The organism is Streptomyces sp. MS19, from assembly GCF_047200595.1.
Classification (GTDB): Bacteria; Actinomycetota; Actinomycetes; order Streptomycetales; family Streptomycetaceae; genus Streptomyces.
Genome location: NZ_JBJZOH010000017.1, coordinates 20,935 through 43,494, shown reverse-complemented (window position 1 = coordinate 43,494; position 22,560 = coordinate 20,935). Strand labels below are relative to the sequence as shown.

22 protein-coding genes are annotated in these 22,560 nt (G+C 74.0%); 8 read left to right on the top strand and 14 right to left on the bottom strand.

The features are described from left to right. Positions 1–54: 54 nt before the first annotated feature. Positions 55–1,137 carry a LacI family DNA-binding transcriptional regulator gene (locus ACL02R_RS17840; protein ID WP_412797914.1) on the bottom strand — a complete coding sequence of 361 codons (1,083 nt, stop codon included), beginning with the start codon at positions 1,135–1,137 and terminating at the stop codon, positions 55–57. 242 nt (positions 1,138–1,379) lie between these two features. On the opposite strand from ACL02R_RS17840, the gene ACL02R_RS17835 reads away from it, so the two are divergent. Continuing rightward, on the top strand, positions 1,380–2,342 hold the full coding sequence (locus tag ACL02R_RS17835; protein WP_412797913.1) for a pirin family protein: 963 nt from the start codon (positions 1,380–1,382) through the stop codon (positions 2,340–2,342). A gap of 60 nt (positions 2,343–2,402) precedes the next feature. Here the strand turns inward: ACL02R_RS17835 and ACL02R_RS17830 are convergent, their stop codons facing one another. Genes ACL02R_RS17830 through ACL02R_RS17815 form a run of 4 tightly spaced genes read right to left on the bottom strand, consistent with a single transcriptional unit; the run spans position 2,403 to position 7,272 of the window. Next, on the bottom strand, positions 2,403–3,434 hold the full coding sequence (locus ACL02R_RS17830; protein WP_412797912.1) for a FecCD family ABC transporter permease: 1,032 nt from the start codon (positions 3,432–3,434) through the stop codon (positions 2,403–2,405). Further along, positions 3,431–4,501 carry a FecCD family ABC transporter permease gene (locus ACL02R_RS17825; protein ID WP_412797911.1) on the bottom strand — a complete coding sequence of 357 codons (1,071 nt, stop codon included), beginning with the start codon at positions 4,499–4,501 and terminating at the stop codon, positions 3,431–3,433. The genes ACL02R_RS17830 and ACL02R_RS17825 overlap by 4 nt, the downstream gene beginning before the upstream one ends. Then, positions 4,498–6,234, bottom strand: a complete 1,737-nt coding sequence (locus ACL02R_RS17820; RefSeq protein WP_412797910.1) for an SIP domain-containing protein — start codon at positions 6,232–6,234, stop codon at positions 4,498–4,500. Before ACL02R_RS17820 ends, ACL02R_RS17825 begins: the two co-directional genes overlap by 4 nt. A gap of 21 nt (positions 6,235–6,255) precedes the next feature. Continuing rightward, the gene (locus tag ACL02R_RS17815) at positions 6,256–7,272 is read right to left on the bottom strand and encodes an ABC transporter substrate-binding protein (RefSeq protein WP_412797909.1); all 1,017 of its coding nucleotides are present in this window, start codon (positions 7,270–7,272) and stop codon (positions 6,256–6,258) included. A 123-nt stretch (positions 7,273–7,395) separates the two neighbouring features. Between ACL02R_RS17815 and ACL02R_RS17810 the strand changes: the two genes are divergently transcribed. Further along, on the top strand, positions 7,396–8,163 hold the full coding sequence (locus tag ACL02R_RS17810; RefSeq protein WP_412797908.1) for a helix-turn-helix domain-containing protein: 768 nt from the start codon (positions 7,396–7,398) through the stop codon (positions 8,161–8,163). A gap of 150 nt (positions 8,164–8,313) precedes the next feature. Here ACL02R_RS17810 and gap read toward each other — a convergent pair whose 3' ends face one another. Both gap and ACL02R_RS17800 read right to left on the bottom strand, forming a co-directional pair. Further along, the gene (gap, locus tag ACL02R_RS17805) at positions 8,314–9,324 is read right to left on the bottom strand and encodes a type I glyceraldehyde-3-phosphate dehydrogenase (protein WP_412797907.1); all 1,011 of its coding nucleotides are present in this window, start codon (positions 9,322–9,324) and stop codon (positions 8,314–8,316) included. Between the two features lie 129 nt (positions 9,325–9,453). Continuing rightward, positions 9,454–10,410: a GlxA family transcriptional regulator gene (locus tag ACL02R_RS17800; RefSeq protein WP_412797906.1), complete on the bottom strand. Its 957-nt coding sequence runs from the start codon at positions 10,408–10,410 to the stop codon at positions 9,454–9,456. Between the two features lie 118 nt (positions 10,411–10,528). On the opposite strand from ACL02R_RS17800, the gene ACL02R_RS17795 reads away from it, so the two are divergent. The 3 genes from ACL02R_RS17795 to ACL02R_RS17785 all read left to right on the top strand — a co-directional run bounded on the left by ACL02R_RS17795 (position 10,529) and on the right by ACL02R_RS17785 (position 12,210). After that, positions 10,529–11,044 (top strand): hypothetical protein, encoded by a 516-nt coding sequence (locus ACL02R_RS17795; RefSeq protein ID WP_412797966.1) that lies wholly within the window; start codon positions 10,529–10,531, stop codon positions 11,042–11,044. An 84-nt stretch (positions 11,045–11,128) separates the two neighbouring features. Beyond that, positions 11,129–11,779: a hypothetical protein gene (locus tag ACL02R_RS17790; protein WP_412797905.1), complete on the top strand. Its 651-nt coding sequence runs from the start codon at positions 11,129–11,131 to the stop codon at positions 11,777–11,779. 272 nt (positions 11,780–12,051) lie between these two features. Further along, entirely contained in the window at positions 12,052–12,210 is a 159-nt protein-coding gene (locus ACL02R_RS17785) for a hypothetical protein (protein ID WP_412797904.1), read from the top strand. Between the two features lie 112 nt (positions 12,211–12,322). On the opposite strand, the gene ACL02R_RS17780 is transcribed toward ACL02R_RS17785, so the two are convergent. From ACL02R_RS17780 to ACL02R_RS17750, 7 genes are all read right to left on the bottom strand, one after another. Continuing rightward, the gene (locus tag ACL02R_RS17780; RefSeq protein WP_412797903.1) at positions 12,323–13,285 is read right to left on the bottom strand and encodes a D-2-hydroxyacid dehydrogenase family protein; all 963 of its coding nucleotides are present in this window, start codon (positions 13,283–13,285) and stop codon (positions 12,323–12,325) included. Between the two features lie 76 nt (positions 13,286–13,361). Continuing rightward, complete coding sequence (locus tag ACL02R_RS17775) at positions 13,362–13,958, bottom strand: DoxX family membrane protein (RefSeq protein WP_412797965.1); 597 nt, start codon at positions 13,956–13,958, stop codon at positions 13,362–13,364. 146 nt (positions 13,959–14,104) lie between these two features. Next, entirely contained in the window at positions 14,105–14,584 is a 480-nt protein-coding gene (locus ACL02R_RS17770) for a hypothetical protein (RefSeq protein ID WP_412797902.1), read from the bottom strand. 113 nt (positions 14,585–14,697) lie between these two features. Continuing rightward, positions 14,698–15,921 (bottom strand): sugar ABC transporter permease, encoded by a 1,224-nt coding sequence (locus tag ACL02R_RS17765; protein ID WP_412797901.1) that lies wholly within the window; start codon positions 15,919–15,921, stop codon positions 14,698–14,700. Beyond that, positions 15,918–16,658: an ATP-binding cassette domain-containing protein gene (locus ACL02R_RS17760; protein ID WP_412797964.1), complete on the bottom strand. Its 741-nt coding sequence runs from the start codon at positions 16,656–16,658 to the stop codon at positions 15,918–15,920. Before ACL02R_RS17760 ends, ACL02R_RS17765 begins: the two co-directional genes overlap by 4 nt. 26 nt (positions 16,659–16,684) lie before the next feature. Then, positions 16,685–17,800 carry a substrate-binding domain-containing protein gene (locus ACL02R_RS17755; RefSeq protein WP_412797900.1) on the bottom strand — a complete coding sequence of 372 codons (1,116 nt, stop codon included), beginning with the start codon at positions 17,798–17,800 and terminating at the stop codon, positions 16,685–16,687. Further along, positions 17,797–18,915 carry an ROK family transcriptional regulator gene (locus ACL02R_RS17750; protein ID WP_412797899.1) on the bottom strand — a complete coding sequence of 373 codons (1,119 nt, stop codon included), beginning with the start codon at positions 18,913–18,915 and terminating at the stop codon, positions 17,797–17,799. The genes ACL02R_RS17755 and ACL02R_RS17750 overlap by 4 nt, the downstream gene beginning before the upstream one ends. 331 nt (positions 18,916–19,246) lie before the next feature. Here ACL02R_RS17750 and ACL02R_RS17745 point away from each other — a divergent pair, with 331 nt between their 5' ends. The 3 genes from ACL02R_RS17745 (at position 19,247) to ACL02R_RS17735 (ending at position 22,485) form a co-directional block, all read left to right on the top strand. Then, positions 19,247–20,542, top strand: coding sequence for an ABC transporter substrate-binding protein (locus ACL02R_RS17745; protein ID WP_412797898.1), 1,296 nt, complete (start codon positions 19,247–19,249; stop codon positions 20,540–20,542). 138 nt (positions 20,543–20,680) lie between these two features. Further along, positions 20,681–21,580 carry a carbohydrate ABC transporter permease gene (locus ACL02R_RS17740; RefSeq protein WP_412797897.1) on the top strand — a complete coding sequence of 300 codons (900 nt, stop codon included), beginning with the start codon at positions 20,681–20,683 and terminating at the stop codon, positions 21,578–21,580. After that, entirely contained in the window at positions 21,580–22,485 is a 906-nt protein-coding gene (locus tag ACL02R_RS17735) for a carbohydrate ABC transporter permease (RefSeq protein WP_412797896.1), read from the top strand. Before ACL02R_RS17740 ends, ACL02R_RS17735 begins: the two co-directional genes overlap by 1 nt. Positions 22,486–22,560: the final 75 nt, after the last annotated feature.

The window sequence follows — 22,560 nt, the reverse complement described above, 5'->3', positions numbered from 1 at the left end:
GTATCTTCCATTCCTCTTGCGAGTTGACCCTGGAAAATGCGCGGATCGAGCGGCTCACCGCGCGGTGGTGCGGCTGTGCTGGTCCGGTTCAGGTCCCGGCCGAGGTGAGGAGATGTGATACAGGGAACGCGCGGCACGTGCCGCGCCCGTGGTGCCCCGGACGACGAGCCGGGTCGGCACCACCACCCGGGTCGGCTCCACGCCCGTCCCGGACAGCGCGTCCAGGATCTGGCGGGCGAGCAGCTCCCCCTGGTGAGCAACGGGTTGGGCGACGGTGGTCAGGTCGAGCAGCTCGGCGGTCTCGTGGTCGTCGAAGCCGATCACCGAGACGTCGTCGGGCGCCCGCAGCCCCATGCGGGTCAGGGTGCGCAGCGCGCCGAACGCCATCTGGTCCGACTCCGCGAACACGGCCGTCGGCGGGTCGGGCAGGCTGAGCAGCTTGGCCATCGCCGAGGCCGCTTCCTCTATTTCGAGGTGCCCCGGCACTTCGAGGTCCGGGTCGTACGCCACCCCGGCCTGTGCGAGGACGGTGCGGTACGCGTGCTGCCGCACGATCGGTGTGGTGAAGCCGCGGGGGTCGCCCAGCGCCCCCGTGATCATCCCGATGCGCCGGTGACCGAGGTTGATCAGATGGCGTACGGCGGTGCTCGCGCCCTCCGCGTTGTCGATCGACACGTGCCAGCAGCCGGGGATGCGGGTGCCGAGGACGGCGATCGGCACGTCCATCGAGACGAGCGCGTCGCACTCGGCCGTGGACAGCGGGAGGTTGAGGACGATCAGCGCGTCAACGCGGCGGCGCAGCGGCATTCGCGTGAAGAACCGCTCGTGGACCCGCTCGTCGCCGAGGTTGTAGAGCAGGATGTCCAGGTCGTTGGCGCGCAGCACGGAGTCGATACCGGCGACGACCTGGCTGTAGAACCACCGGTTGACGAACGGGAGGACGACCCCGACCGTCCCGGTCCTGCCGGAGGCGAGACGCGAGGCGTGCGGGGAGACGCTGTACTGCAACTCCTCGGCGGCGCGCAGCACCCGTTCCCGAGTGGCCTCGGAGACGTTCGGCAAGCCGCGCAGGGCGCGGGACACGGTCGCGGTGGACACTTCCGCGCGCCGGGCGACGTCGTTGATGCTGGCGGCCATAACCCTCCGATCACGGCAGTGAGCCGAACGTACTGCCGACCGCGGAGAGAATGCAATCGCTTACAGGCAAAGATCTTCCTCCGCCGCGGAATTGGCCTGCGGGACCCCCTTCGCCGCGCCGGACCCCCAGGTGACGGCATGCAAGGCCTGATGTAAACGTGTACATGGTTTTTTGACACACCCCGACAATTGACAGCCGGGCGGGGTGGGGGAACGCGCGGCGACTGGTGCAGGATCGAGCCATGAGCAATCTGGACCGGACACCGGTGGCCACCCGGTGCGGCGGGGGCCACGGCCCCGGGCCCGTACGCGACCTCCTGCCTGGCAAGGCCGTGCCGCTGGGCGAGAGCACGGTCGTGCGCCGCCTGCTGCCCACGATGGGGCGCCGCATGGTCGGCGCCTGGTGCTTCGTCGACCAGTACGGGCCCGACGACATCGCCGGCGAGCCCGGCATGCAGGTCCCGCCGCACCCGCACATGGGCCTCCAGACCGTCAGCTGGCTGCACGCGGGCGAGGTGCTCCACCGCGACAGCCTCGGCAGCCTGTGCACCGTACGGCCGCGCGAACTCGGCCTGATGACGTCGGGCCGCGCCATCGCGCACTCCGAGGAGTCACCCCGGACGCACACCCCCGTGCTGCACGGCTCGCAGCTCTGGATCGCCCTGCCGGACGGCCACCGCCACCGCGAGCCCGCGTTCGAACACCACACGGCCCTCCCGGAGATCGCGGGCGGCGGCGGGCTGCGCGCGACGGTGGTCCTCGGCACCCTGGCCGGCGCGACGTCGCCCGGCACCGTCCACAGCCCGCTGGCCGGCGCGGACATCACGGTCGCGGCGGGGACGGACGTACGGTTGCCGGTCGAGGAGGAGTTCGAGTACGCGGCGCTCGCCATGGCGGGCGGCTGCGAGGTGGACGGGGTACCCCTCGGCCCCGGCGCGCTCCTCTACCTCGGCACGGGCCGCCGCGAACTGCACGTACGCTCCGACACGGACGCGTCGTTCATGCTGCTGGGCGGCACACCGTTCGAGGAACAGCTCGTCATGTGGTGGAACTTCATCGGCCGCTCCTCGGAGGAGATCGCCCAGGCCCGCGAGGACTGGATGACCACCACCCGCTTCGGCGAGGTCCACGGCTACGCCGGCCCCCGCCTCGACGCACCACCTCTCCCCCCGACTCCCCTCAGACCCCGGGGCCGCGCCCGCTGACCGGTGCCGTCGTGGGCGGGGGCGGGCCCGGCCACCGGACGGGCGGGGCGGCGCGCCCGTTCAGCTGCGGCGTACCTCACGGACGAGCAGCCACAGGAGGTAGCCGCCGCCGAGGCAGACCGTGACGGCCCCGACGGGCAGGGCGGTGCCGGGGATCGCGTGCTGGCCGACGAGGTCGGCGCCCGACACCAGCAGCGCCCCGACCAGCGCCGACCCGACGAGGTCCACCGAGCCGCCGTGCCCGGTGAGGCGGCGGGCGATCTGCGGCGCGGCGAGGGCGACGAACGTGACGGGCCCCGTCGCGGCGGTCACCAGCGCCGTCAGCGCGACGCCCAGGACGACCAGCGCGGCCTTCGCCGCCTCGGTGCGGACGCCGAGCGCTCCGGCGGTGTCGTCGCCGAGTTCGAGCTGCCGCAGCCACCGCGCGGCGGCGGGCAGCGCCGGCGCGAGGAGCGCGGCGACGGCGGCGGAGACGGTCACGGGGAGCCAGTCCACGCCGTTCAGACCGCCGGCGCCCCAGACGGCGGCCCGCATGGCGACATCGAGGTCCGCCTTGACCGTCAGCCAGGTGTTGACGGAGGAGAGCATGGCCGAGACGGCGATGCCGACGACGATGAAGCGGAAGCCGTGCACGCCGCCCCGGTACGCGAACAGGTACACCAGGGCGGTCGCGCCGAGTCCGCCGAGCAGGGCGCCGCCGGCCTGGGCCGCGTAGCCCGTGCCGCCGAGCGTCAGGACGGTGACGACGCCGGTGTAGGCGCCGGTGTTGAGGCCCACCACGTCGGGGCTGCCCAGCGGGTTGCGGGTCAGCGACTGGAAGATGGCGCCGCTGACGCCCAGACAGGCGCCGAAGAGGACCGCGGCGGCGGCCCTCGGCGCGCGCCACTCGACCACGACGAGCCGGTCGAGCGCGTTCGCGTCCGGGCCGAACGCGGCCAGTACCCGGCCCGGGGTGAGCGGGCGGTCGCCGAGCATCAGCGCCGCAAGGGCGCAGCCCGCGACGAGGAGGACGAGCACCGCGTTCACGGTCAGCGCCCGCACGGTGGTGCGGCGGCTGACGGGCCCGGCCCGCAGGACGACGGCGCGGCTCACGGGACGCGCGCCTTCCCCCGCCGTGCCAGGGCGATCAGCACGGGGGCGCCGAGGAACGCGGTGACGACCCCCACCTGGAGTTCCGCCGGCCGGATGACGACGCGCCCGAGGATGTCGGAGAGCAGCACGAGGACCGGGCCGAGGACGAGGCTGAACGGCAGGACCCAGCGCTGGTCGGGTCCGGTGACGAAGCGCACGGCGTGCGGCACCATCAGCCCGACGAAGCCGATCGGTCCGGCCGCCGCCGTGGCGGCGCCGCACAGCAGGGTCACGGCCAGCAGGCCGACGACACGGGTCGCCACGATCCGTGCGCCGAGGGCCCGCGCCACGTCGTCGCCGAGCGCCAGCGCGTTGAGCCCCCGGGAGCAGGCGAAGGCGAGGACCACCCCCCCGAGGATGAACGGCCAGATCAGCGTGAGCGTGCCGGCCGGGCGGTCGGCGACGGTTCCGGCGACCCAGTACCGCATCCGTTCGAAGGTCTCCGGGTCGGTCAGGGCGAGGGTCTGGGCGGCGCCCATGAGCACGGCGCTGAGCGCGACGCCGACGAGGGTGAGCCGCAGCGGGGTCGCGCCGCCGGGGCCCGAGGCGGCGATCAGGTGGACGACGACGGCCGCCACCACCGCGCCCCCGAACCCGTACCAGAGGTACTGCTCGATCCGCGTGACGCCCAGGACGGCCACGGCCAGCACGATGGCGAACTGCGCGCCCGCGTTCACACCGAGCACGCCGGGGTCCGCCAGCGGATTGCGCGTCAGGCCCTGGATCAGCGCACCCGCGACGCCGAGCGCGGCGCCGACGAGGACCGCCAGGACCGTGCGGGGCACACGCAGCGTGCGCACGGTGAGGTGGTCGATGCCGCCGCCCTGCCCGGTGACCGACTCCCAGACGGTGGACAGCGGCAGATTCGCCGAGCCGATCGCGACGCTGGCGGCGCAGGCGGCGGCCAGCACCGCCACGGCCAGGGCCAGACAGGCGGAACGCCGCACGTTCCCGATCCGCCGGGGTGGCCCGTCGCCCGGAGCGGTCGGCGTGGCGGCGCCCCGTTCGCGCGGCGGGTGGAGCGTCACGGCGCGGTCCCGGCGGCGGCCAGCTCGACGCACCCGACGCCCCAGCCGAGCTTGCGGCGCCCCGTCACGGTCCACCCGGCCGCGGCGGCGAGGTGGGTGAAGCGGTCCGGCGTACGGGGTGGTGTGCCGAGCGTGGCCAGGTGCAGCAGGGCGCCCTCGGACAGCGCGGCGGGGCTGAGGCCGTCGGGCGCGAGCCGTTCGACCAGGACCGCGACGGGCGCGGCCGTCCGCAGGGCGCGGAGCAGCGCGGCCGCCTCGTCGTCCGTCCGGTGCCCGAGCGCGAGCGCGGTGGCCACGGCGTCGTACGCGCCCCAGTCCTCGGCGAAGGCGTGCGGGCAGCCGGGACGGGCCTGCGTGCGCAGCGCCGCGAGCGCGGCGGGTGCCTCGACGACCGTGACGTCCGCGGCGGCGTGTCCGTGCAGGACATCGGCGACGGAGAGCGCGCCGGGGCCCGTGACACCGACGCGCCGGGCCCCGGCCCACACCGGGTGGCGCGGCAGGCCGGTGACGAGCTGGGCGAGCCCTTCGGCGTCCTCGACCAGTTCGGCGTAGCGCGCGGTGTCGCGTGCGGCGGTCTCCCGCAGCGTCCGGCCGTGCGCGGCCTGCCAGGCCGGGGTGGTGCCGGTGAGCGCGGCGGGCAGTTCGGCGAGGGCGGCGATCCGGTCGGCGTGGAGGCCGGTGTAGCGCTCCCGGGCGTGCTCGTCCTCGGCCAGTTCCTCTCCCGCCGGGCCGAGTCCGACGCGGCCGGACGCGTCGTGGGCGACCACTTCGGCGGTGACCAGGGCGTCCAGGAGCACGGCGAGGCGCGCCGGTTCGACGCCGACCCGCCTCGCGAGCACGTCCCTGTCGAGCGGCCCGGCTGCCAGCGCGTCCGGCACGCCGAGCCGCAGGGCGGCCCGTACGGCGAACCAGGCCACCGGTGCCGGCGGCGCGCCGGTGCCTGATCGCAGATGCCAGTAACCCGTGATGTTCTGCCGCGACTTGGGCGCGCCGAGCACGCGGGCGGCGTGGCGGCGCACCGGCAGCAGCGACCGGCTCTCGGCCGCCGCCCACACGTACGGGACGCCGTCCGGCGGCTCGACGGCGGCGACGGCGGCGGCCAGCGCCGCCGGGTCGCCCGGCTCGGCGACCACCCACGTCACCCGGTCCTCCGGGCGGACGGCGAGGTCCTGCCGGGCGGCGGGTCCCGGCACGGTGACCACGGCGCGGACCGGCGCGTCCACCGGGCGTTCCTCGAAGTACCGGCCGATGGCGGGGAGCGCCGTCTCGTCCCCGGCCAGCAGCACCCACGGGCTGTCGGGCGGGACGACGGTGGACGCCTTGGGACCGGCGAACCACAGCTCGTCCCCCGGCCGGGCGTGCCGCGCCCAGACGGCGGCCGGTCCGTCCCCGTGCCGTACGAAGTCGAGGTCCAGCTCCAGCGCCTCCGGATCGAAGCGGCGCGGTGTGAAGTCGCGGCCCTGCCGGGTGGCGGCGGGCGCCCACTCGATGCCGCCCTCCACCTGCCGGGGCAGGACCGCCCGCACGTCGCCGTCGGACGCGAAGACCAGCTTCACGTGGTCGTCGAACGCCGGACTGGCGAAGCCCGGCAGGGACATCCCGTCGCGTTCGAACGGGCCGAGCTGCGGCCCCGTGACGGTGATCCGCCGCATGCGTGGTGTCACGTCGGCCACCCGCGCGACCTCGGTGCGGCGCAGGACGAGCGGGTGGACGGTGACGTCGTGGTGAGACATGACTGCGTGGGTGACCCGTTCTCAGGAGAACTGCTGCTCGACGATGTCCAGGAGCGCCAGCGACTCGTCGTAGTCGCCGCGGACGGCCCAGTAGGGCAGGTCGTACGCGTGCTGCTCCTCGAAGGCGGGCAGGGCGGCGTACACCGGCTCGTCGGCGAGGGAGGCGACGTCTGCGGTGTCCGCGTTGAAGCCGGTGACGAACACGGTCGGGACGTCGGGCAGGAGCTGGCCCACCTGCTCGGTGGAGAGCTCGGCCATGTCGCCGCCCGGCTTGTAGGGCGGCAGACCGTGTCCGGCGACGAGCGGCGCGGGTTCGAGGCCGAGCTCGGCCAGGGTCTGCGACAGGCCCATGTCCTCGAACAGGAGGTACGGCGTGCGGTCGGCGGTGATGGTCAGTGTCGCGACGGGGGTGGGCGGCGGGGTGATGGCGTCCCGGACCTCCGCGACCCGCGCCTCGTAGGCGGCGAGCGAGTCCTCGTAGACCTCGGGCCGGTCGAAGACGTCCTCGGCGAGGAACGAGAACTGGTCCTGCCAGGTCGTCAGTCCGTCGCCGACGAGGACGGTGGGCGCGATCTGGCTGAGCCGGTCGTACTCCTCGGCGGCCAGCACGGCGGGCAGGCCCACGCCCCCGGCGACGATCAGGTCGGGCTCGGCCCCGAGGATCGCCTCGTGGTCGAAGCCGTCCATGCTCCACGGCAGGAACCCGGTGCCCTGCTCCTCGGGGGCGTCGCCCCAGAACTCGGAGAACTCGCCGTCGTGTTCGGTGTCCTCGGCGACCGTCGCGACGACGGGCACGCCGAGGTCGTAGAGGTAGCCGGTCAGGGCGTAGTTGAGCACGACGACGCGCTGCGGGTCGCCCGGGACGGTCACGTCCCCCTGGTCGGTGGTGACGACCCTGCTGTCCGCCGTACCGGACGAGCCGGCCGTGGCGGGGTCGTCGCCGGAGGAGTCGGACGACGAGCAGCCCGCCAGGGCGGTGCTCAGGGCCGCGGCCGCGAGCAGGCTGACGAGAGCGGGACGACGGGCAGGCGTGCGCATGGAACCTCATTCACGAGAAGACCGGGGACCCGCCCCCACGCGCCGGGAGGAAGGTTAGGTTACCCTAAGTCGAACTTACGGGGCGGCCGGTCCCCGTGCGACATCGGCTGCCACCGACGCGACATGGAACGCAGGATCGACGTGACGAACACGCAGCGTGAACTCACCACCGTTGTCCCCGAACACACCATCCGTTTCCGGGGACACCGCTCTCACGCCCACCGGGAGCCACACCTCATCCATGTCGTGGCGGGCACGGCGGACCTCCTCGTGGACGGCCGCGCGGTCCGGCTGGGGACGCGGGAGAGCCTCTGGCTCGCGCCCGGCGTCCCGCACTCGGCGCGGTACGCGCCGGGCAGCGTCGTCCTCGGCCCGCTGCTGTCCCCGGGGACGGTCCCGGCCCAGCGCGTCCAGCGGCTCGGCGTCGTACCGCAGGTGACGCGGCTGATGACCACCGTCCTGGGCGCGGCGCCCGCCACACCCGAGCAGATCCGCCCTTTCCGGGCGGCGCTCGACGCGCTCCTGCGGTCCCTCGGCAGCCAGTACTTCACGCTGCGGCGCGCCGCGATGTCGGATCTGACGCTGGACGAGCTGGCCGCCGCGCAGGGGACCAGCGTGCGGCATGTCCAGCGGGTGTTCCGGGAGGAGACCGGCATGTCGTTCAGCACGTGGCGGGCACGGGCGCGGCTGAACGTCGCCATCTCCCGCCTGCGCTGCGGGGACGGCCTGACGGTCGCGGCACACCTCGCGGGCTACACGACACGCGGCGGCCTGCTCAAGGCGCTGACCCGTGAGACCGGGCTCCCCGGCACCCACTTCACCGGCGACCCCGCGCCCCTGCGCGCCCTTCCCGGGACGCCCCCGGCCGGGGTCGTGGCGAGTTCACACTGACCCTGTCCGGGCGGGCCCGGCCGCCGGGGCGGTTCTCCCGGTGGAGCGGACCGCCGGTGCCGGAACCGCGCGGGGCGGCGCGGGGCGAGCCGGTGCCCGGGGGAGCGGGCACCGGCTGGATCGGAGGGGCAGGGGCAGGGGCGAGGGGAGTCAGCGGGGCACGGGGGTCGCCGCGAGGAGTTCCAGGGTGTCGACCACGCGGTGGGAGAAGCCCCACTCGTTGTCGTACCAGGCCACCACCTTGACGTGCCGTCCCTCGACGCGGGTCAGGGCCGAGTCGAAGACCGAGGACGCCGGGCGGCCGGTGATGTCGCTGGACACGAGCGGCGCGTCCGCGTACTCCAGGACGCCCGCGAGCGGGCCGTCGGCGGCGGCGCGGTAGGCGGCGAGCACGGCGTCACGCGTCACCTCGCGGGCGACGGTGGTGTTCAGCTCCACCAGCGAGCCCACCGGGACCGGCACGCGGATCGAGTCGCCCGACAGCTTGCCGTCGAGCCCCGGCAGCACCAGCCCGATGGCCTTGGCGGCGCCGGTCGTGGTGGGGACGATGTTCACGGCGGCGGCACGGGCGCGGCGGGCGTCGCGGTGCGGGCCGTCCTGGAGGTTCTGCTCCTGGGTGTACGCGTGGACCGTCGTCATGAAGCCGTGCTCGATGCCCGCCAGGTCGTCGAGGACCGACGCCAGCGGGGCCAGCGCGTTGGTGGTGCAGGAGGCGTTCGAGACGATGCGGTGGCGCGCCGGGTCGTACGCGCCGGTGTTGACGCCGTAGGCGAGGGTGACGTCGGCGCCGGAGGAGGGCGCGCTCACCAGGACACGTCCCGCACCGGCGGTGAGGTGGGCGCGGGCGGCGTCGGCCGAGGTGAAGCGGCCGGTGGACTCCAGCACGACGTCCACGCCGAGGTCCGCCCACGGCAGGGCGGCGGGATCGCGCTCGGCGAGCACCCTGACACGGCGGTCCCCGGTGACGAGCGTGTCCCCCTCGGCGGTGACGGGGTGGGGGAGGCGGCCGAGCGTGCTGTCGTACTCCAGTAGGTGCGCCAGGCCGGCGGGGTCGGTGAGGTCGTTGACGGCGACCACCTCCAGGTCGCTGCCGCGGGAGAGCAGCGCCCGCAGGGTGGCGCGTCCGATGCGGCCGAATCCGTTGATGGCGATGCGGGTCATGGGTCGGCTCCTTTCGTCCTGCTTCCCATGCTCGGCGGGCGGGGGAGGGGACGGAAGTGGCTCGGATGACAACGCGCGCAAGCATCTCGCCAGAAGCCGCGCCACCGGCCGCAAGGATCGCGCCCCGGATCAGGCCGAGAACGTCTGCCGGTACTCGGTCGGCGACGTGCCGAGGATGCGCTGGAAGTGCAGCCGGAGGTTCGCGCCGCTGCCGAGCCCGACGCGGTCCGCGATCTGCTCGATCCCGAGGTCCGTGCGTTCCAGCAGCTCACGGGCCAGGTCCACGCGCGCCCTGAGCACCCACTGCATCGGCGTGCAGCCGGTGTCCTCCACGAACCGCCGCGAGAAGGTGCGCGGCGACACCCGCGCCGTACGGGCCAGCGTCTCCAGCGTCAGCGGCTCGGCCAGGTGCGCCAGCGCCCACTCCCGCGTGTCCGCGAACAGGTCGCCCAGCGGCTCCGGCACACTGCGCGGCACGTACTGCGCCTGCCCGCCGCTGCGGTACGGCGCCGCCACCAGCCGCCGCGCCACATGGTGCGACAGCCCCACCCCGTGGTCACGCCGCACCAGGTGCAGGCACAGGTCGATGCCGGACGCCGCGCCCGCCGACGTCAGCACGTCGCCCTCGTCCACGAACAGCACGTTCTCGTCCACCCGCACCAGCGGGTGCCGCGCGGCGAGCGCCCGCGTGTAGTGCCAGTGCGTCGTGGCGCGCTTCCCGTCCAGCAGGCCCGTCGCCGCCAGCGCGAACGCCCCCGTCGAGATGGCCGCCAGCCGCGTCCCCCGCCCGTGCGCCGCCAGCAGCGCCGCCACGACCGCCGCGGGCGGCTCGGTGGTCGCGGGCTCCCGGTAGCCGGGGATGAAGACGGTGTCGGCGTCCTCGAACGCCTCAAGGCCCTGCGCCACGTGGTACGAGAGCCCGTCGCCCCCGGTGACGGGACCGGGCGCGGCGCCGCACACCCGCACCTCGTACGGCATGCTCGGGCGGCGCGTGAAGACCTGCGCCGGGATGCCCACGTCCAGCGGCTTCGCGCCGTCGAGCACCAGGACGGCGACACGGTGGTTCCCGCGGTGCCCGTGCTTCATCGGATGGCTCCTCCTGATCCCGCTCCCGCTCCCGCTCAGGGCATCCTGCCACCGGCCCCGACTGGCAGAATGCCCCGCCGTGGACCCCCTCGACTTCCAGCTCGTCCTGCTGCGCCGGATGGCCGACTTCCAGCCCGATCTGGTGGCGGACGCCCTGCGCACCCTCGGCGCGGGATGCGACCGCATGCGGGAGGCCAACCGCCGCTGGCAGGCGATGGCCCGGTCCGGCCGCGCGCCCGGGGCCCTCGCACGCTACCGCTCGGTCCTCGGCGCGCCCGAGTCCACCGCCGCGCTCCGGATCGGCGGCCTCAGGGCCGAGGCGCACCGCTGGCCGGTCCCGCTCTGGCCCGGCCTGCGCTTCGAGGTCCTCACCGCGCCAGGCGGCGCCGTGTGGAAAGAGGAGCTGGTCCGCGCGCCCGGCCACCCCGCGCCCGTGCCGCGCACGCTGGACGACTTGACGCCGTGGTCCTGCACGGTCGCCGAACTCGCCCGCGCCTTCCCGCCCGCCCGGCCGATGGAGGGCTCGGCGCCCACCCGCTCGCGCCTCGCGTTCACCGCGCCCACCGCCTCCGGCGAACCGCGGGACGTGATCGCCGAGTTCACCTGGGGACTGGTGCAACGGGTGATCCCCTGACCGGGATTCGTGTGCGGGACCACTGTCCCGGACCCCCATAATGATCGGCGACCTTGATCGATCTCTCTGCGAGGACAACGGACGATGGCAGCACGGATGACGAGGATCGGCGCGACCCCCCTGACGGCGGCCCTGGGCCTGGTGATGGCGGCCTCGCTGCTCACCGCCTGCTCCGACGACGGCGACCCCGCGCCCGCCGAGGACGTGCGGGAGACCGCCGCCTCGGACGAGGAGGGTGCCGGGAGCGAGGACGGTGCGGACGACGCGGCCGAGGAGGAGACCGGCGGCGACGCGGCCGAGGACGGGGCCGCCGACGCCCAGGCGACCGCCCAGGACGTGGTGGCGGGCTGGGTGACGGCCGTCATCGACAACCGGCCCGAGGACGCCTGCCTGCTGATGGCCTTGCCCGCCGAGGACGGCGGCGACCCGGAGGTCGGCACCGCCGAGACCTGCGCCGAGGGCGGCCCGATGCACTCGCAGCTGACCGGTCTCGCCGAGACGTTCACCCCCGCGGACGCGGCGGGCGTGCCCACCGTCACGGTCACGGGCGAGCCGGAGTCGGAGACCAGCGCGACGTTCCCGATCGAGCAGATCGACGTCGGCGGGCAGACGCTCCAGGAGGTCGTCCTGTCCCACTCCGAGGGCGTGAGCGCCGAGGACGTGGACATGTCCGTCGAGGCCGGCGCGTTCGACGGGGTCTGGTACGTCACGGACCTCGGCCTCTCCATCGGCTGATCCCCGCCGCCCCGCGTCCGGCCCGGCGGCGGAGACCGCCGCGCGCGGGCTGCGCGGCAACGGCGCGGACCTCGACGTGTGACCGGCCCGCTGGTGCGTGCCGTGAACCGGGCGCTCGACGCCGTGGGCGAGGTGGACGCCTCCTCGACGCCCCGGGCGGCCCCGACCCGTATCACCGGGAGCCCGCCACGCCGGACCCGGCCAGGAGGCGTTCGCCGCGTCCGGCGGCAAGGCCGTGCCGGTTCCCGGCGCGGGCCGTCGTCGGCGGGGGCGTGCGGCTGGACGACGACGGCGACCGGCACCTCGCGGTGGGCGGGCGGCCGGAAGCGCGGCTCGACCACGGCAGGACCACCGGCGTCGGCCCGGTCACGGTGCGCGACAGCGACGTCGGGCACCTGCACACCACCGGCTCGCCAGGGAGTCCGACGTGACCGCCCGCGGCTCCCCGCTGTCCGTCCCGCTGCCGCTCGGCGCCACGCCCGCCGTACCGTCGCGCCTGACACCGGCCGCGACGCGAGGCGCGCCGAGCCGTCCCGCCCCCGTTCAGCCCGCCGTCAGGACCCGTACCGGCGCGCCGCTCGCGAAGGCCGCGATGTCCTCGGCCGCGTCCCCGTAGAAGATCCGGTACGACTCCTCGGTCACGTACCCGATGTGCGGCGTGAGCAGGGTGCGGGGCGCGGTGCGCAGCGGGTGGTCGGCGGGGAGCGGCTCGGTGTCGTACACGTCGAGCGCCGCGCCCGCGAGCCGGTTCCCGTGGAGGGCGGCCAGGAGGGCGGTGGTGTCGACGAGCGGGCCGCGCGAGGTGTTGACCAGGTACGCGGTGGGGCGCATCCAGGACAGTTCCTCCGCGCCGATCAGGCCCCTGCTGCGCTCGCCCAGCTTGTAGTGCACGGTCACCACGTCCGACCGTTCGAACAGCTCGCGCTTCCCGACCGGTTCGACGCCCAGGCCGCGTGCGCGCCCCGGGTCGAGGCGGCTGCTCCACGCCAGCACCCGCATCCCGAACGCCGCGCCGACCGCCGCCACGCGCGTGCCCAGCCTGCCGAGCCCCACGACGCCGAGCGTCCGCCCGTCCAGGTCGCCGCCCACCGTGTGCTGCCACCCGCCCGCGCGCATCGCGGCGGCCTCCGCCGGCAGGTGCCGCAGCAGCGCGAGGATCAGCGCCCACGTCAGCTCGGGGGTGGCCGACCGGCCGCCGCGCGTGCCGCAGACGGTCACGCCCTGCCGGGCGGCGGCCGCCAGGTCGATCGCGGCGTTCGCCATCCCCGTCGTCACCAGCAGCCGCAGGCGCGGCAGCCGGGCGAGGCGCGCGGCGGTGAACGGGGTGCGCTCCCGCATCGCGACCACCACCTCGTACGGCGCGAGCGCGGCCGCGACCGCGTCGTCGTCGGGCAGGTGGTGGTGCAGGTGGTCGATCCGGCTGACGCCGTGGTCGCGGCGCAGGGCGTCCCAGTCGGCGAAACGGGCGGCGGCCCGCTGGTAGTCGTCCAGTACGGCGACGCGCATGAGACCCGAGTCCTCTCCCCGACGCGTCCGCACGGGCGCGGACACCGCGCCACGATCGTACGGGCGGGGGCCGCCGTCACTCGCCGGGGGCGTCGCCGTCCCGGCCCGCGGTCGGCGGCTCGATGTCCGTGCGCATCTCGCCGGTGGTCGGCTGGGCGAGGGCGCGGGAGCGCGAACCGACGACCGCGAGCAGCGCGGCGGCGGTGCCGACGAGCGCGGCGGGCACCATCCAGTGCCGGTTGAGGAGGTCGCCCATGGCGTGGTCGAGGGAGAAGCGCCCCGGGCCCGTCACGGCGAGGGCGGCGGCGGCGAAGCCGAGGAACGCCGGGTACTCGTAACCGCCGTTCATGGCGAAGAAGCCGTTGTCCGCGTGGACGGCCGCGGCGCCGCCCATGGTCCCGGCGGCCGCGGCGCCCGCCGCCGGGGTGGCCAGGCCGAGGGCGAGCAGCGCGCCGCCGCCCGCCTCGCCGAGCCCGGCGGCCAGGGCGCTGGCCTTGCCGGGCCGGAAGCCCATGGTGTCCATCGCGGCGGCCGTGCCGCTGAGGCCGCCGCCGCCGAGCCAGCCGAAGAGCTTCTGCGCGCCGTGGGCCGCGAGGACACCGCCCGTCCCCAGGCGCAGCAGAAGCAGGCCCGTGTCGCGCCGGGCGGAGGTGTTCTTGCGCTGGGGGAACATCACGGTGTCACTCCTCGATGGTGCGGCGCTCCGGCGGGAGCCGTGGGTACGGCGGGCCGGCGCGGGGGCGGGGCCGCCGTACCCAGCATCCGTCCGCGGCGGGCGCGGCACCCGGTCTGCCGGACCGTTCGGGGGACGGCCCCGCCTCAGCCGCAGTGCACGCCGTTGGTGCCGCTGCCGCCGGACGCGTTCGACGGGGCGGTGCCGACGAAGCCGGTCACTCTGATGCACTTCCCCGCGGCGGGGATGCTGACCGGGCCGGCGTAGTACGCGTACGGGCCGCCGTCCCCGTCGTACGTCTCGTCCTGCCACCGACAGGGCCGGCCGGGCGTGGAGGACGCGCAGCGGTAGAGGTTGACGCTCGTCCAGCCCCTGGTGCCGCTTCCCCCGGCGGCCGTCTTGACGTTGACGGCGCAGTTGCGGCCGGTGGAGCCGTCGTAGTAAAGGCGGATGTTGCCCCACACCGCCCCGGCGGGCGTCCGCACCGGGTAGGTGTTGATCAGCGAGCCGTTGCAGCCGTACTCGGCGGCGGCGGAGGCGCCGCCCGCCGAGGCGCCGGGCGCGGCGGTGCCGGTGAGTGCCGCGGCGGCGGCGACGGTCGCGAGGACAGCGACGAGTCTGCGCATGGTGTGGTCCCCCCCCAGGAGTTCATCGATGCGTCCGGGAGGAAGCCTCTGCCGCATGACCGCGTCCTGACAAGAGGCATTCCGGCCGTGCCCCGGGCCCGGACGGCGGCCGGTCAGGGGCTGCGGTGGCGGCGCAGGGCCGTGTCGGCGGTGAGTGCCAGGACGAGCACGGAGCCGGTGACGATGTAGCGCGACGCGGTGTCCAGGTCCAGCAGCGTCAGGCCGTTGGAGATCGACGTGATGACGAGCACACCGACCACCGCCGACCAGGCGTTGCCCCGCCCGCCGAACAGGCTCGTCCCGCCGATCACGGCCGCCGCGATGGCGGTGAGGTACGTGTCCGCGCCGCCCGTCCCCTGGTTCGCGGCGGCGAGCCTGCCCGCCGCGAGGACGCCGCCGAGCGCCGCGAGCGCCGAGCAGGCGACGAAGCAGGACACCGTCGTACGCCGCACCGCCACGCCGACCAGCAGCGCCGAGCGCCGGTTGTCGCCCACGGCCCGCACCGACCGCCCCCACCGCGTACGGCGCAGCAGCACGTCGACCACGACCACCAGGGACACGAACAGGACCACCGGGTAGCCGATGCCCCTGGCCGTCCCCAGGTAGGCGACGGTCGCGCTGAGCACGGCGGCGAGCCCGGCCGTCCGCAGGAGCAGCCTGCCCGTCCCGATGCCCGGCAGGCCGACCCGGGCGCGGCGCGCGCGTTCCACGAGCTGCACGGCCGTCACGACCGTCACGGCCGCCGCGACCAGCGCCCACGCGGCCAGCGGCGACAGGAAGCCCTGCTGCGCGAACCGCACCAGCCAGGACTCGAACGGCAGGTTGATCGACCCGCGCGAGCCGAGCACCCGCAGCTGCACGCCAGCCAGGATCAGCAGCCCGGCGAGCGTCAGCACGAAGCTGGGCAGCCCGAGCCGGGTGGCCGCGAAGCCGTAGCACAGCCCCACGGCGACGCCCACGGCGAGCGCGAGCAGGATGCCGAGCCCGATCGGCCAGTCGTGCAGCACGGTGGTGACGGCGACGACGGCGGCGGCGAGCCCGCTGACCGAGCCGACCGACAGGTCCATCTGCCCCACGAGCAGCACGAGGACGACGCCGAGCGCGATCACGCCGGTCGGGGCGGACTGGAGCGTGAGGTTGACGAGGTTCTCGGCGGACAGGAACGCGGGGTTGACCAGGCCGAAGACGGCCCAGATCACCGCGAGCGCGCCGATCACCGGGACCATGCCCAGCTCCCGGTCGGGGATGCGGCGCAGCAGGTTCGGCAGGGACGACTCGCCGCTGTCGAAGGCGGCGACGTGGGTGCGCACCGGGGCGGGCGCGGGGGCGCGGGTCATCGGGGCTTCCTGCCGCTCGGGCGGCTCACGCCGGTCATCGCGGCGAGCAGGTCCTCGTACCCGGCGTTCGCCGCGTCCAGCTCCCCGCCCATGCGGCCGAGCCGCAGGACGACGAACCGGTCGGCGACCGCCTGGAGGTCGGCGGCCTGGTGGCTGATCACGACGACGGCGTGGCCGCGGTCGCGCAGCCGTTCCACGAGGTTCAGCACCTCGGCGGTCTGGCGTATGCCGAGGGCGGCGGTCGGCTCGTCGAGGACGACGACCCGGGGCGAGCCGAGCAGGGCGCGCGCGACGGCGACGACCTGCTGCTGCCCGCCGGACAGGGCGCGGACCGGCAGCCGGACGGAGGGGACGCTGGTGGCGAGCTGGCCGAGGAGTTCCCAGGCCTTGCGCTCCATCGCGACCTCGTCGAGGAAGCCGCCGCGCGTCGGTTCGTGCCCGAGGAAGAGGTTCTCGACCACGTCGAGGTTGTCGCAGAGGGCGAGGTCCTGGAAGACGGCGGCTATGCCGAGGCTGCGGGCGGTGGCGGGGGAGTCGAGGGTCACCGGCTCGCCGTCCAGCGTGATCTGGCCCGCGTCCGGCCGGTACACGCCGGAGATCACCCCGGCGAGCGTGGACTTGCCCGCGCCGTTGTCGCCGACGACCGCCAGCACCTCGTGCGGATGGACGTCGAGGTCGATGCCGGTGAGGGCGCGGACGCCGCCGAAGTTCTTCGAGACGCCGCGCAGCGAGAGCACGGGGGCGCGGCCGGGGGCGGGCGTGCTCACGGCGTCTCCTCGCGGAGTCCGGCGCGGTCGCAGGCCGCGCGGTAGGCCTCGGTGCATATCTCGTCCACCGAGTACACGCCGCCCGCGACGAGGACGTGGTGCACGTCCCGCGCGCCGACCGCGCGGGGGGCCAGCAGCATGCTCGGGACGCCGTCGATCACCGCGGTGGTACGGGGCTCCTCGCCGCGCAGCACGCGCACGGCGAGTTCGGCGGCCGTGCGTGCCTGCTCGGTGGTGGCCTTGTAGACGGTCATGTACTGATCTCCGGAGATGATGCGCTGCGCGGCGGCCAGCTCGCCGTCCTGGCCGGTGACCGGCGGGACGGGGTCGAACCCGGCGGCCTTCATCGCGGCGACGGCGCCGCCCGCGATGCCGTCGTTGGCCGCGTACACGCCGTCCACGCGGTCGCCGAACTCGGTCAGCCGGCTCTCGACCCAGTCGGTGGCCCGGTCCGGGCTCCAGTCGGGTGTGTCGTACTGGGCCAGCACTTCGATGCCCTCTCCCTCAAGCGCGCGGCGGACGCCCGCAGCGAGTTCCGCCGAGTTGGGGTCGGTCGGGGACCCGTGGACGAGGAGGACGCCGGGGGGACGCCCGTCCCGGCGTGGACCCCGTTCCTCGACGGCCGCGACCAGGGCGGTTCCCTGGAGGTAGCCGATCAGCTCGCTGTCGAAGGATACGTAGTACTCGACGTCGGCGTCGGCGATGAACCGATCGTATGCGATGACCGGCACGCCGTACCGTTTCGCCTCCTGGACGATGCTGACGGCGGCCACCGCGTCCACGGCGTCGAGCACCAGGACGTCCGCGCCCCGCGCGAGCATCGACTCCGCCTGCTGCTGCTGGGTCGCCGCGTTCTGGTCGGCGTTGGCGTAATACACCTCACAGCCGGGGCAGCGCTGGTCGACGATGCCCATGAACGTGGGCCGGTCCGTGGTCTCGTAGCGTGCCGTCTCGACCTCGGGGAGCAGCAGGGCGATGGCGCCCTCGGACGCGTCGCGGTCCGCGCCCGCCGCGAACACCGCGCCCGTCACGACGAGGACGAGCGCGCAGAGCCCGGCCGTCCACGCCGCGAGGCGGCCGCGCCGGGGGGACGTGCGGTCGGCGCCGGTCATGTCGTCACCCCCAGGGCGCCGCCGATGCGGGCGGTGTCGAGGGCGACGGCGAGCGCGCCGCGCACCTCGGCCGAGGGGCCGAGCCCGGCGGCGACGACGCGGACGGGGCCCGCCGTGCTGGGCATCGTGCGCTGCTCGACGACCGTGCGCATCGGGCCGAGCAGGATCTCCCCCGCCTCGGCGAGCTGGCCGCCGACCACGACGATCTCCGGGTCCACGAGGTTGCACAGGTTGGCGGCGGCGACGCCCAGGTGCTGCCCGGAGTCGGAGAGCACACGGCGGCAGCCCGCGTCGCCCTCGGTGGCGCGGGCGATGACGTCGCGCAGCGTGAGGTGCCCGTGGCTGGCGGCGAGCATCCCGAGCAGTGCCGGGGCGCCCACGAACGTCTCCAGGCAACCGCGGTTGCCGCAGCGGCAGATGGGCCCGTTGGCGTCGACCGTCACATGGCCTATCTCGCCCGCGCCGCCCGCGCGGCCGTGGACGAGCCTGCCGCCGAGTACGAGTCCGCCGCCCACCCGGTGGGACACCCGCAGGTACGCGACGGCGTCGTGTCCCGCCGCGGCGCCGAAGCGCGTCTCGGCGAGGGCGCCGAGGTTCGCGTCGTTGTCCACCGTCACGGGGACGCCGAGCTCCTCGCCGATCACCTCGGGCACGACCGCGCCGTCCCAGCCGCGCAGCATGCCGAGCGTGGTGATGCGGCCCGTGCGGCGGTCCACCGGGGCGGGCAGACAGACGCCCACGGCGAGGAGTTCCTCGGGGCGCGCGTCGAGCGAGTCGACCATCTCCATGACCAGCAGCGCCGCCCGGCGCAGCCCGGTGTCCGCCCGGTGGTCGGGGGCCAGCGGCATCGACTGGTCGGTCAGCACCTGCATCGAGGCGTCGGCGAGGGCGACCCGCAGCGAGCGGAAGCCGAAGTGGACGCCCGCGACGAGGCCGAGGTTGCGGGCGAGCGTGACGCGCAGCGCCCGCCTCCCGCTGCGGGTGGAGGGCGAGGTGTGGAGCACGCCGAGCTGCGTCAGCTCCTTGACGATGTTGGACACCGTGGCCGGGGACAGCCCGGTGACGCCGGCCAGCTCGATCTGCGTCAGGGAACCGCATCGCTGAACGGCGCTCACGATGCGGGCTCGGTTGGCCTCACGCAGTGAAGTCTGTGAGCCCGGTGTCACCCGATCAGCGCGCACAGTCGGGAGGATACCCGCTGTGGTGCCGACCGGTCATGCCCCACCGTTCAGGGGGCGTTCGGGACGCGGCGGGCCCCGCCCCCGTTGGGTATGTGATCCAACCCCAAGGACCGCTTCCGGTTCGTTATGAATTTACTTCTTGACTTCAACGAATCCTGGGCCTTTGATGACTGCCGGACAACGAGGGCGCAACGGCGCCCGTCGGCGGCGCGCCGTCCCCCTGCGCGCCGTTCCCCGGTACGGCAATGAAGGCGTAGGGACTCGCATGCGTGTCAATCGCAAAATAGGCATGATGGTGGCCGGCGCCGCCGTCACCGCCTTCACACTCTCCGCGTGCAGCGGGAACTCCAACGGCGGCGGAGGCGGCGGCTCGGAGGGCGGCAGCTCCGACTCCGAGGTCGAGGTCTTCACCTGGTGGGCGGCCGGTTCCGAGAAGGCCGGTCTCGACGCCCTGGTCGGCGTCTTCGACCAGCAGCACCCGGACACCGATTTCATCAACGGCGCCGTCGCGGGCGGCGCGGGCTCCGCGGCGAAGGACCTCCTCCAGTCCCGCCTCCAGGCCAACGACCCGCCGGACACGTTCCAGGCGCACGCGGGTGCCGAGCTGCTGGACTACATCAACGCCGGGCAGCTCCAGGACGTCTCGTCGCTGTACGACGAGTTCGACCTGCGCGAAGCCTTCCCCGCCGACCTGGTGGACCTGCTGACGCACGAGGGCAAGATCTACTCGATCCCCTCCAACATCCACCGCGCGAACATGATGTGGTCCAACGCCTCGGTGCTGGAGGAGAACGGCATCGACCCGGAGAAGACCTACAACTCGCTCGACGAGTGGTTCGCCGACATGGACACCCTCCAGGACGCGGGCGTCACCCCGCTGTCCGTCGCCACCGCGTGGACCCAGGTCCACCTGCTGGAGACGATCCTGCTGTCCGACCTCGGCTCCGACGCCTACACCGGCCTGTGGGACGGCACCACGGACTGGGAGGGCGCCGATGTCACCGCCGCCCTTGAGGACTTCGAGCACGCGATGAGCTACACCAACAGCGACCGCGACGGCCTGGACTGGCCCGAGGCCACCCAGCTGGTCATCGACGGCAACGCCGCCTTCAACGTGATGGGCGACTGGGCCATCGCCGCGTTCGAGGAGCAGGGCAAGACCCTCGGCACCGACTTCAACGCGGCGCCGGTCCCCGGCACCGACGGTGTCTTCGACTTCCTCGCCGACTCCTTCACCCTCCCGGTGGGCGCGCCCCACGAGGCGGGTGCCGAGGCGTGGCTGGAGACCATCAGCTCCGCCGAGGGCCAGACGGCGTTCAACGCGGCCAAGGGCTCCATCCCGGCGCGCACCGACGCCGACCCGGCCGACTTCTCGGAGTACCAGCAGACGGCCATCGAGTCGTTCGCCCAGGACACCATCGTCTCCTCCCTGGCGCACGGCGCCGCCGCCCCGGTGGCCACGCTGAACGCCATCACGGACGCCACCAGCAAGTTCACCTCCGGAGCGTCCGACCTCGCGGCGTTCCAGTCGGAGCTCGCGTCGGCGGTCGGCACGGACTGACCCCGCGGCGACACGACGGGGGCGGCGGCCGGGCGACCGAGCCGTACGCCCCCGTCCCGCGGCGCCCCATCCGGACCGCGCCCGCGGCGAGCCCGCCGGACCCTCCGGCGGCGCGCCGCGGCGCTCAGGGAGACCTCAATGACCAAGACCCTCAGACGTGCCGGGGCGCCGCTGCTGCTCCTGGCTCCCTCGCTGATCCTGATAGGCGTGTTCGTCTACGGTCTGATCGCCGTCAACTTCCAGACGTCGACGACCGACATCCACACGGCGGCCCAGACCACGGGCCAGGAGCCCTCGGGCACCGTCTGGTTCAGCAACTACTTCGACCTCCTCGGCGACGAGGCGTTCCAGCACTCGCTGAAGAACCTCCTGCTCTACACCGTCCTCTTCCTGGCCGGGACCATGTTCATGGGCTTCCTGTGGGCCTGGCTGCTGGAGCGCCCGATCAAGGGCGAGGGCGTCTTCCGCTCCATCTACCTCTTCCCGATGGCGATCTCCTTCGTCGCCTCGGGTGTGGTGTGGCGGTGGCTGCTCAACTCCGGGCAGGACGAGAGCGCGACGGGCCTCAACCGGCTGTTCCAGATGGTGCATCTCGACTTCCTCCAGAACAACTGGTGGAACAACGTCGACTACGGCATCACCGCCATCGCGATCCCCGCGATCTGGCAGCTGTCCGGCTATGTGATGGCGCTCTTCCTCGCCGGCTTCCGGGGCATCCCCGAGGAACTGCGCGAGGCGGCCCGCATGGACGGCACGACCACCTGGCAGCTCTACCGCCACGTGCTGTTCCCGCAGCTGTCCCCGATCGCGCTGTCCGCGCTGATCATCATCGGCCACATGTCGCTGAAGTCGTTCGACCTCATCATGTCCATCTCGAAACCGGCGAACTACCAGACCAAGGTCCCGGCCGTCGACATGTACATGTTTAAGTCGAGCTTCGACTACGCCAACGCCGCCGCCGTAGGAACGATCCTCCTGGTCCTCGTGGCCCTCGTGGTCGTGCCCTACCTCATCCGCACGAATCGCAGGGAGAAGTGATGGCCACGCTCTCCACCCAGCCGGTCCCCCCGGGGACCGCCGCGGGCCTCCCGGCCGCGCCCCCCGGGCGCGCGCGCCGCCCCAAGGGCTTCACCCTCGCCCGCACGCTGCGCTACGCCGCGCTGCTCCTCTTCCTCCTGATCGTCCTGATCCCCGTCTACGTCCTGCTGGTGACGAGCTTCAAGGGCCCAGGCGACGCCGCCCCCGAGCGCGCCTGGAACCTGCCGAGCACCTGGACGTTCGACAACTGGGAGACGGCCTGGGACGCCCTGGCCCCGGCGATCTGGCGCACCGTGCAGATGGTCGTCCCGTCGGCGCTGATCGCCGCGGTGCTCGGCTCGGTCAACGGCTTCGTGCTCTCCCGCTGGTCCTTCCGGGGCGCGAACCTCGTGTTCACGCTGATCCTGTTCGGGATGTTCATCCCCTACCAGGCCGTGATCATCCCGCTGAACGAGCTGGTGCTCGACCTGGGTCTGCCGAGCGGCATCCCGACCCTGATCCTGCTCCACGTCGTCTTCGGCATCCCGATCACGACGCTGATCTTCCGGAACTACTACCAGACGGTTCCGCACGAACTGGTCGAGGCCGCCCGCATGGACGGCGCCGGACTGCTGCGCACCTACTGGTCGGTGATCCTGCCGATCTCGGTGCCGAGCTTCGTGGTCGTGCTGATCTGGCAGTTCACCTCGGCGTGGAACGACTTCCTGTTCGCGGTGTTCTTCTCCTCCAGCCAGAACGGCCCGGTGACCCTGGCGCTGAACAACCTCGCCAACGGCGCCCTGCTCCAGAACTACGGCGTCTCCATGGCGGGCGCGCTCTTCGCCTCGCTGCCGACCCTGCTGGTCTACATCGTTCTCGGCAAGTACTTCATCGGCGGACTGATGTCCGGATCGGTCAAGAGCTGACCCAGGGAGGATTCCGACCCGCACAGGCCCCGCGCCCCGGCCCCACGGCCGCGGTGCGGGGCCTCTGCCGTGCGC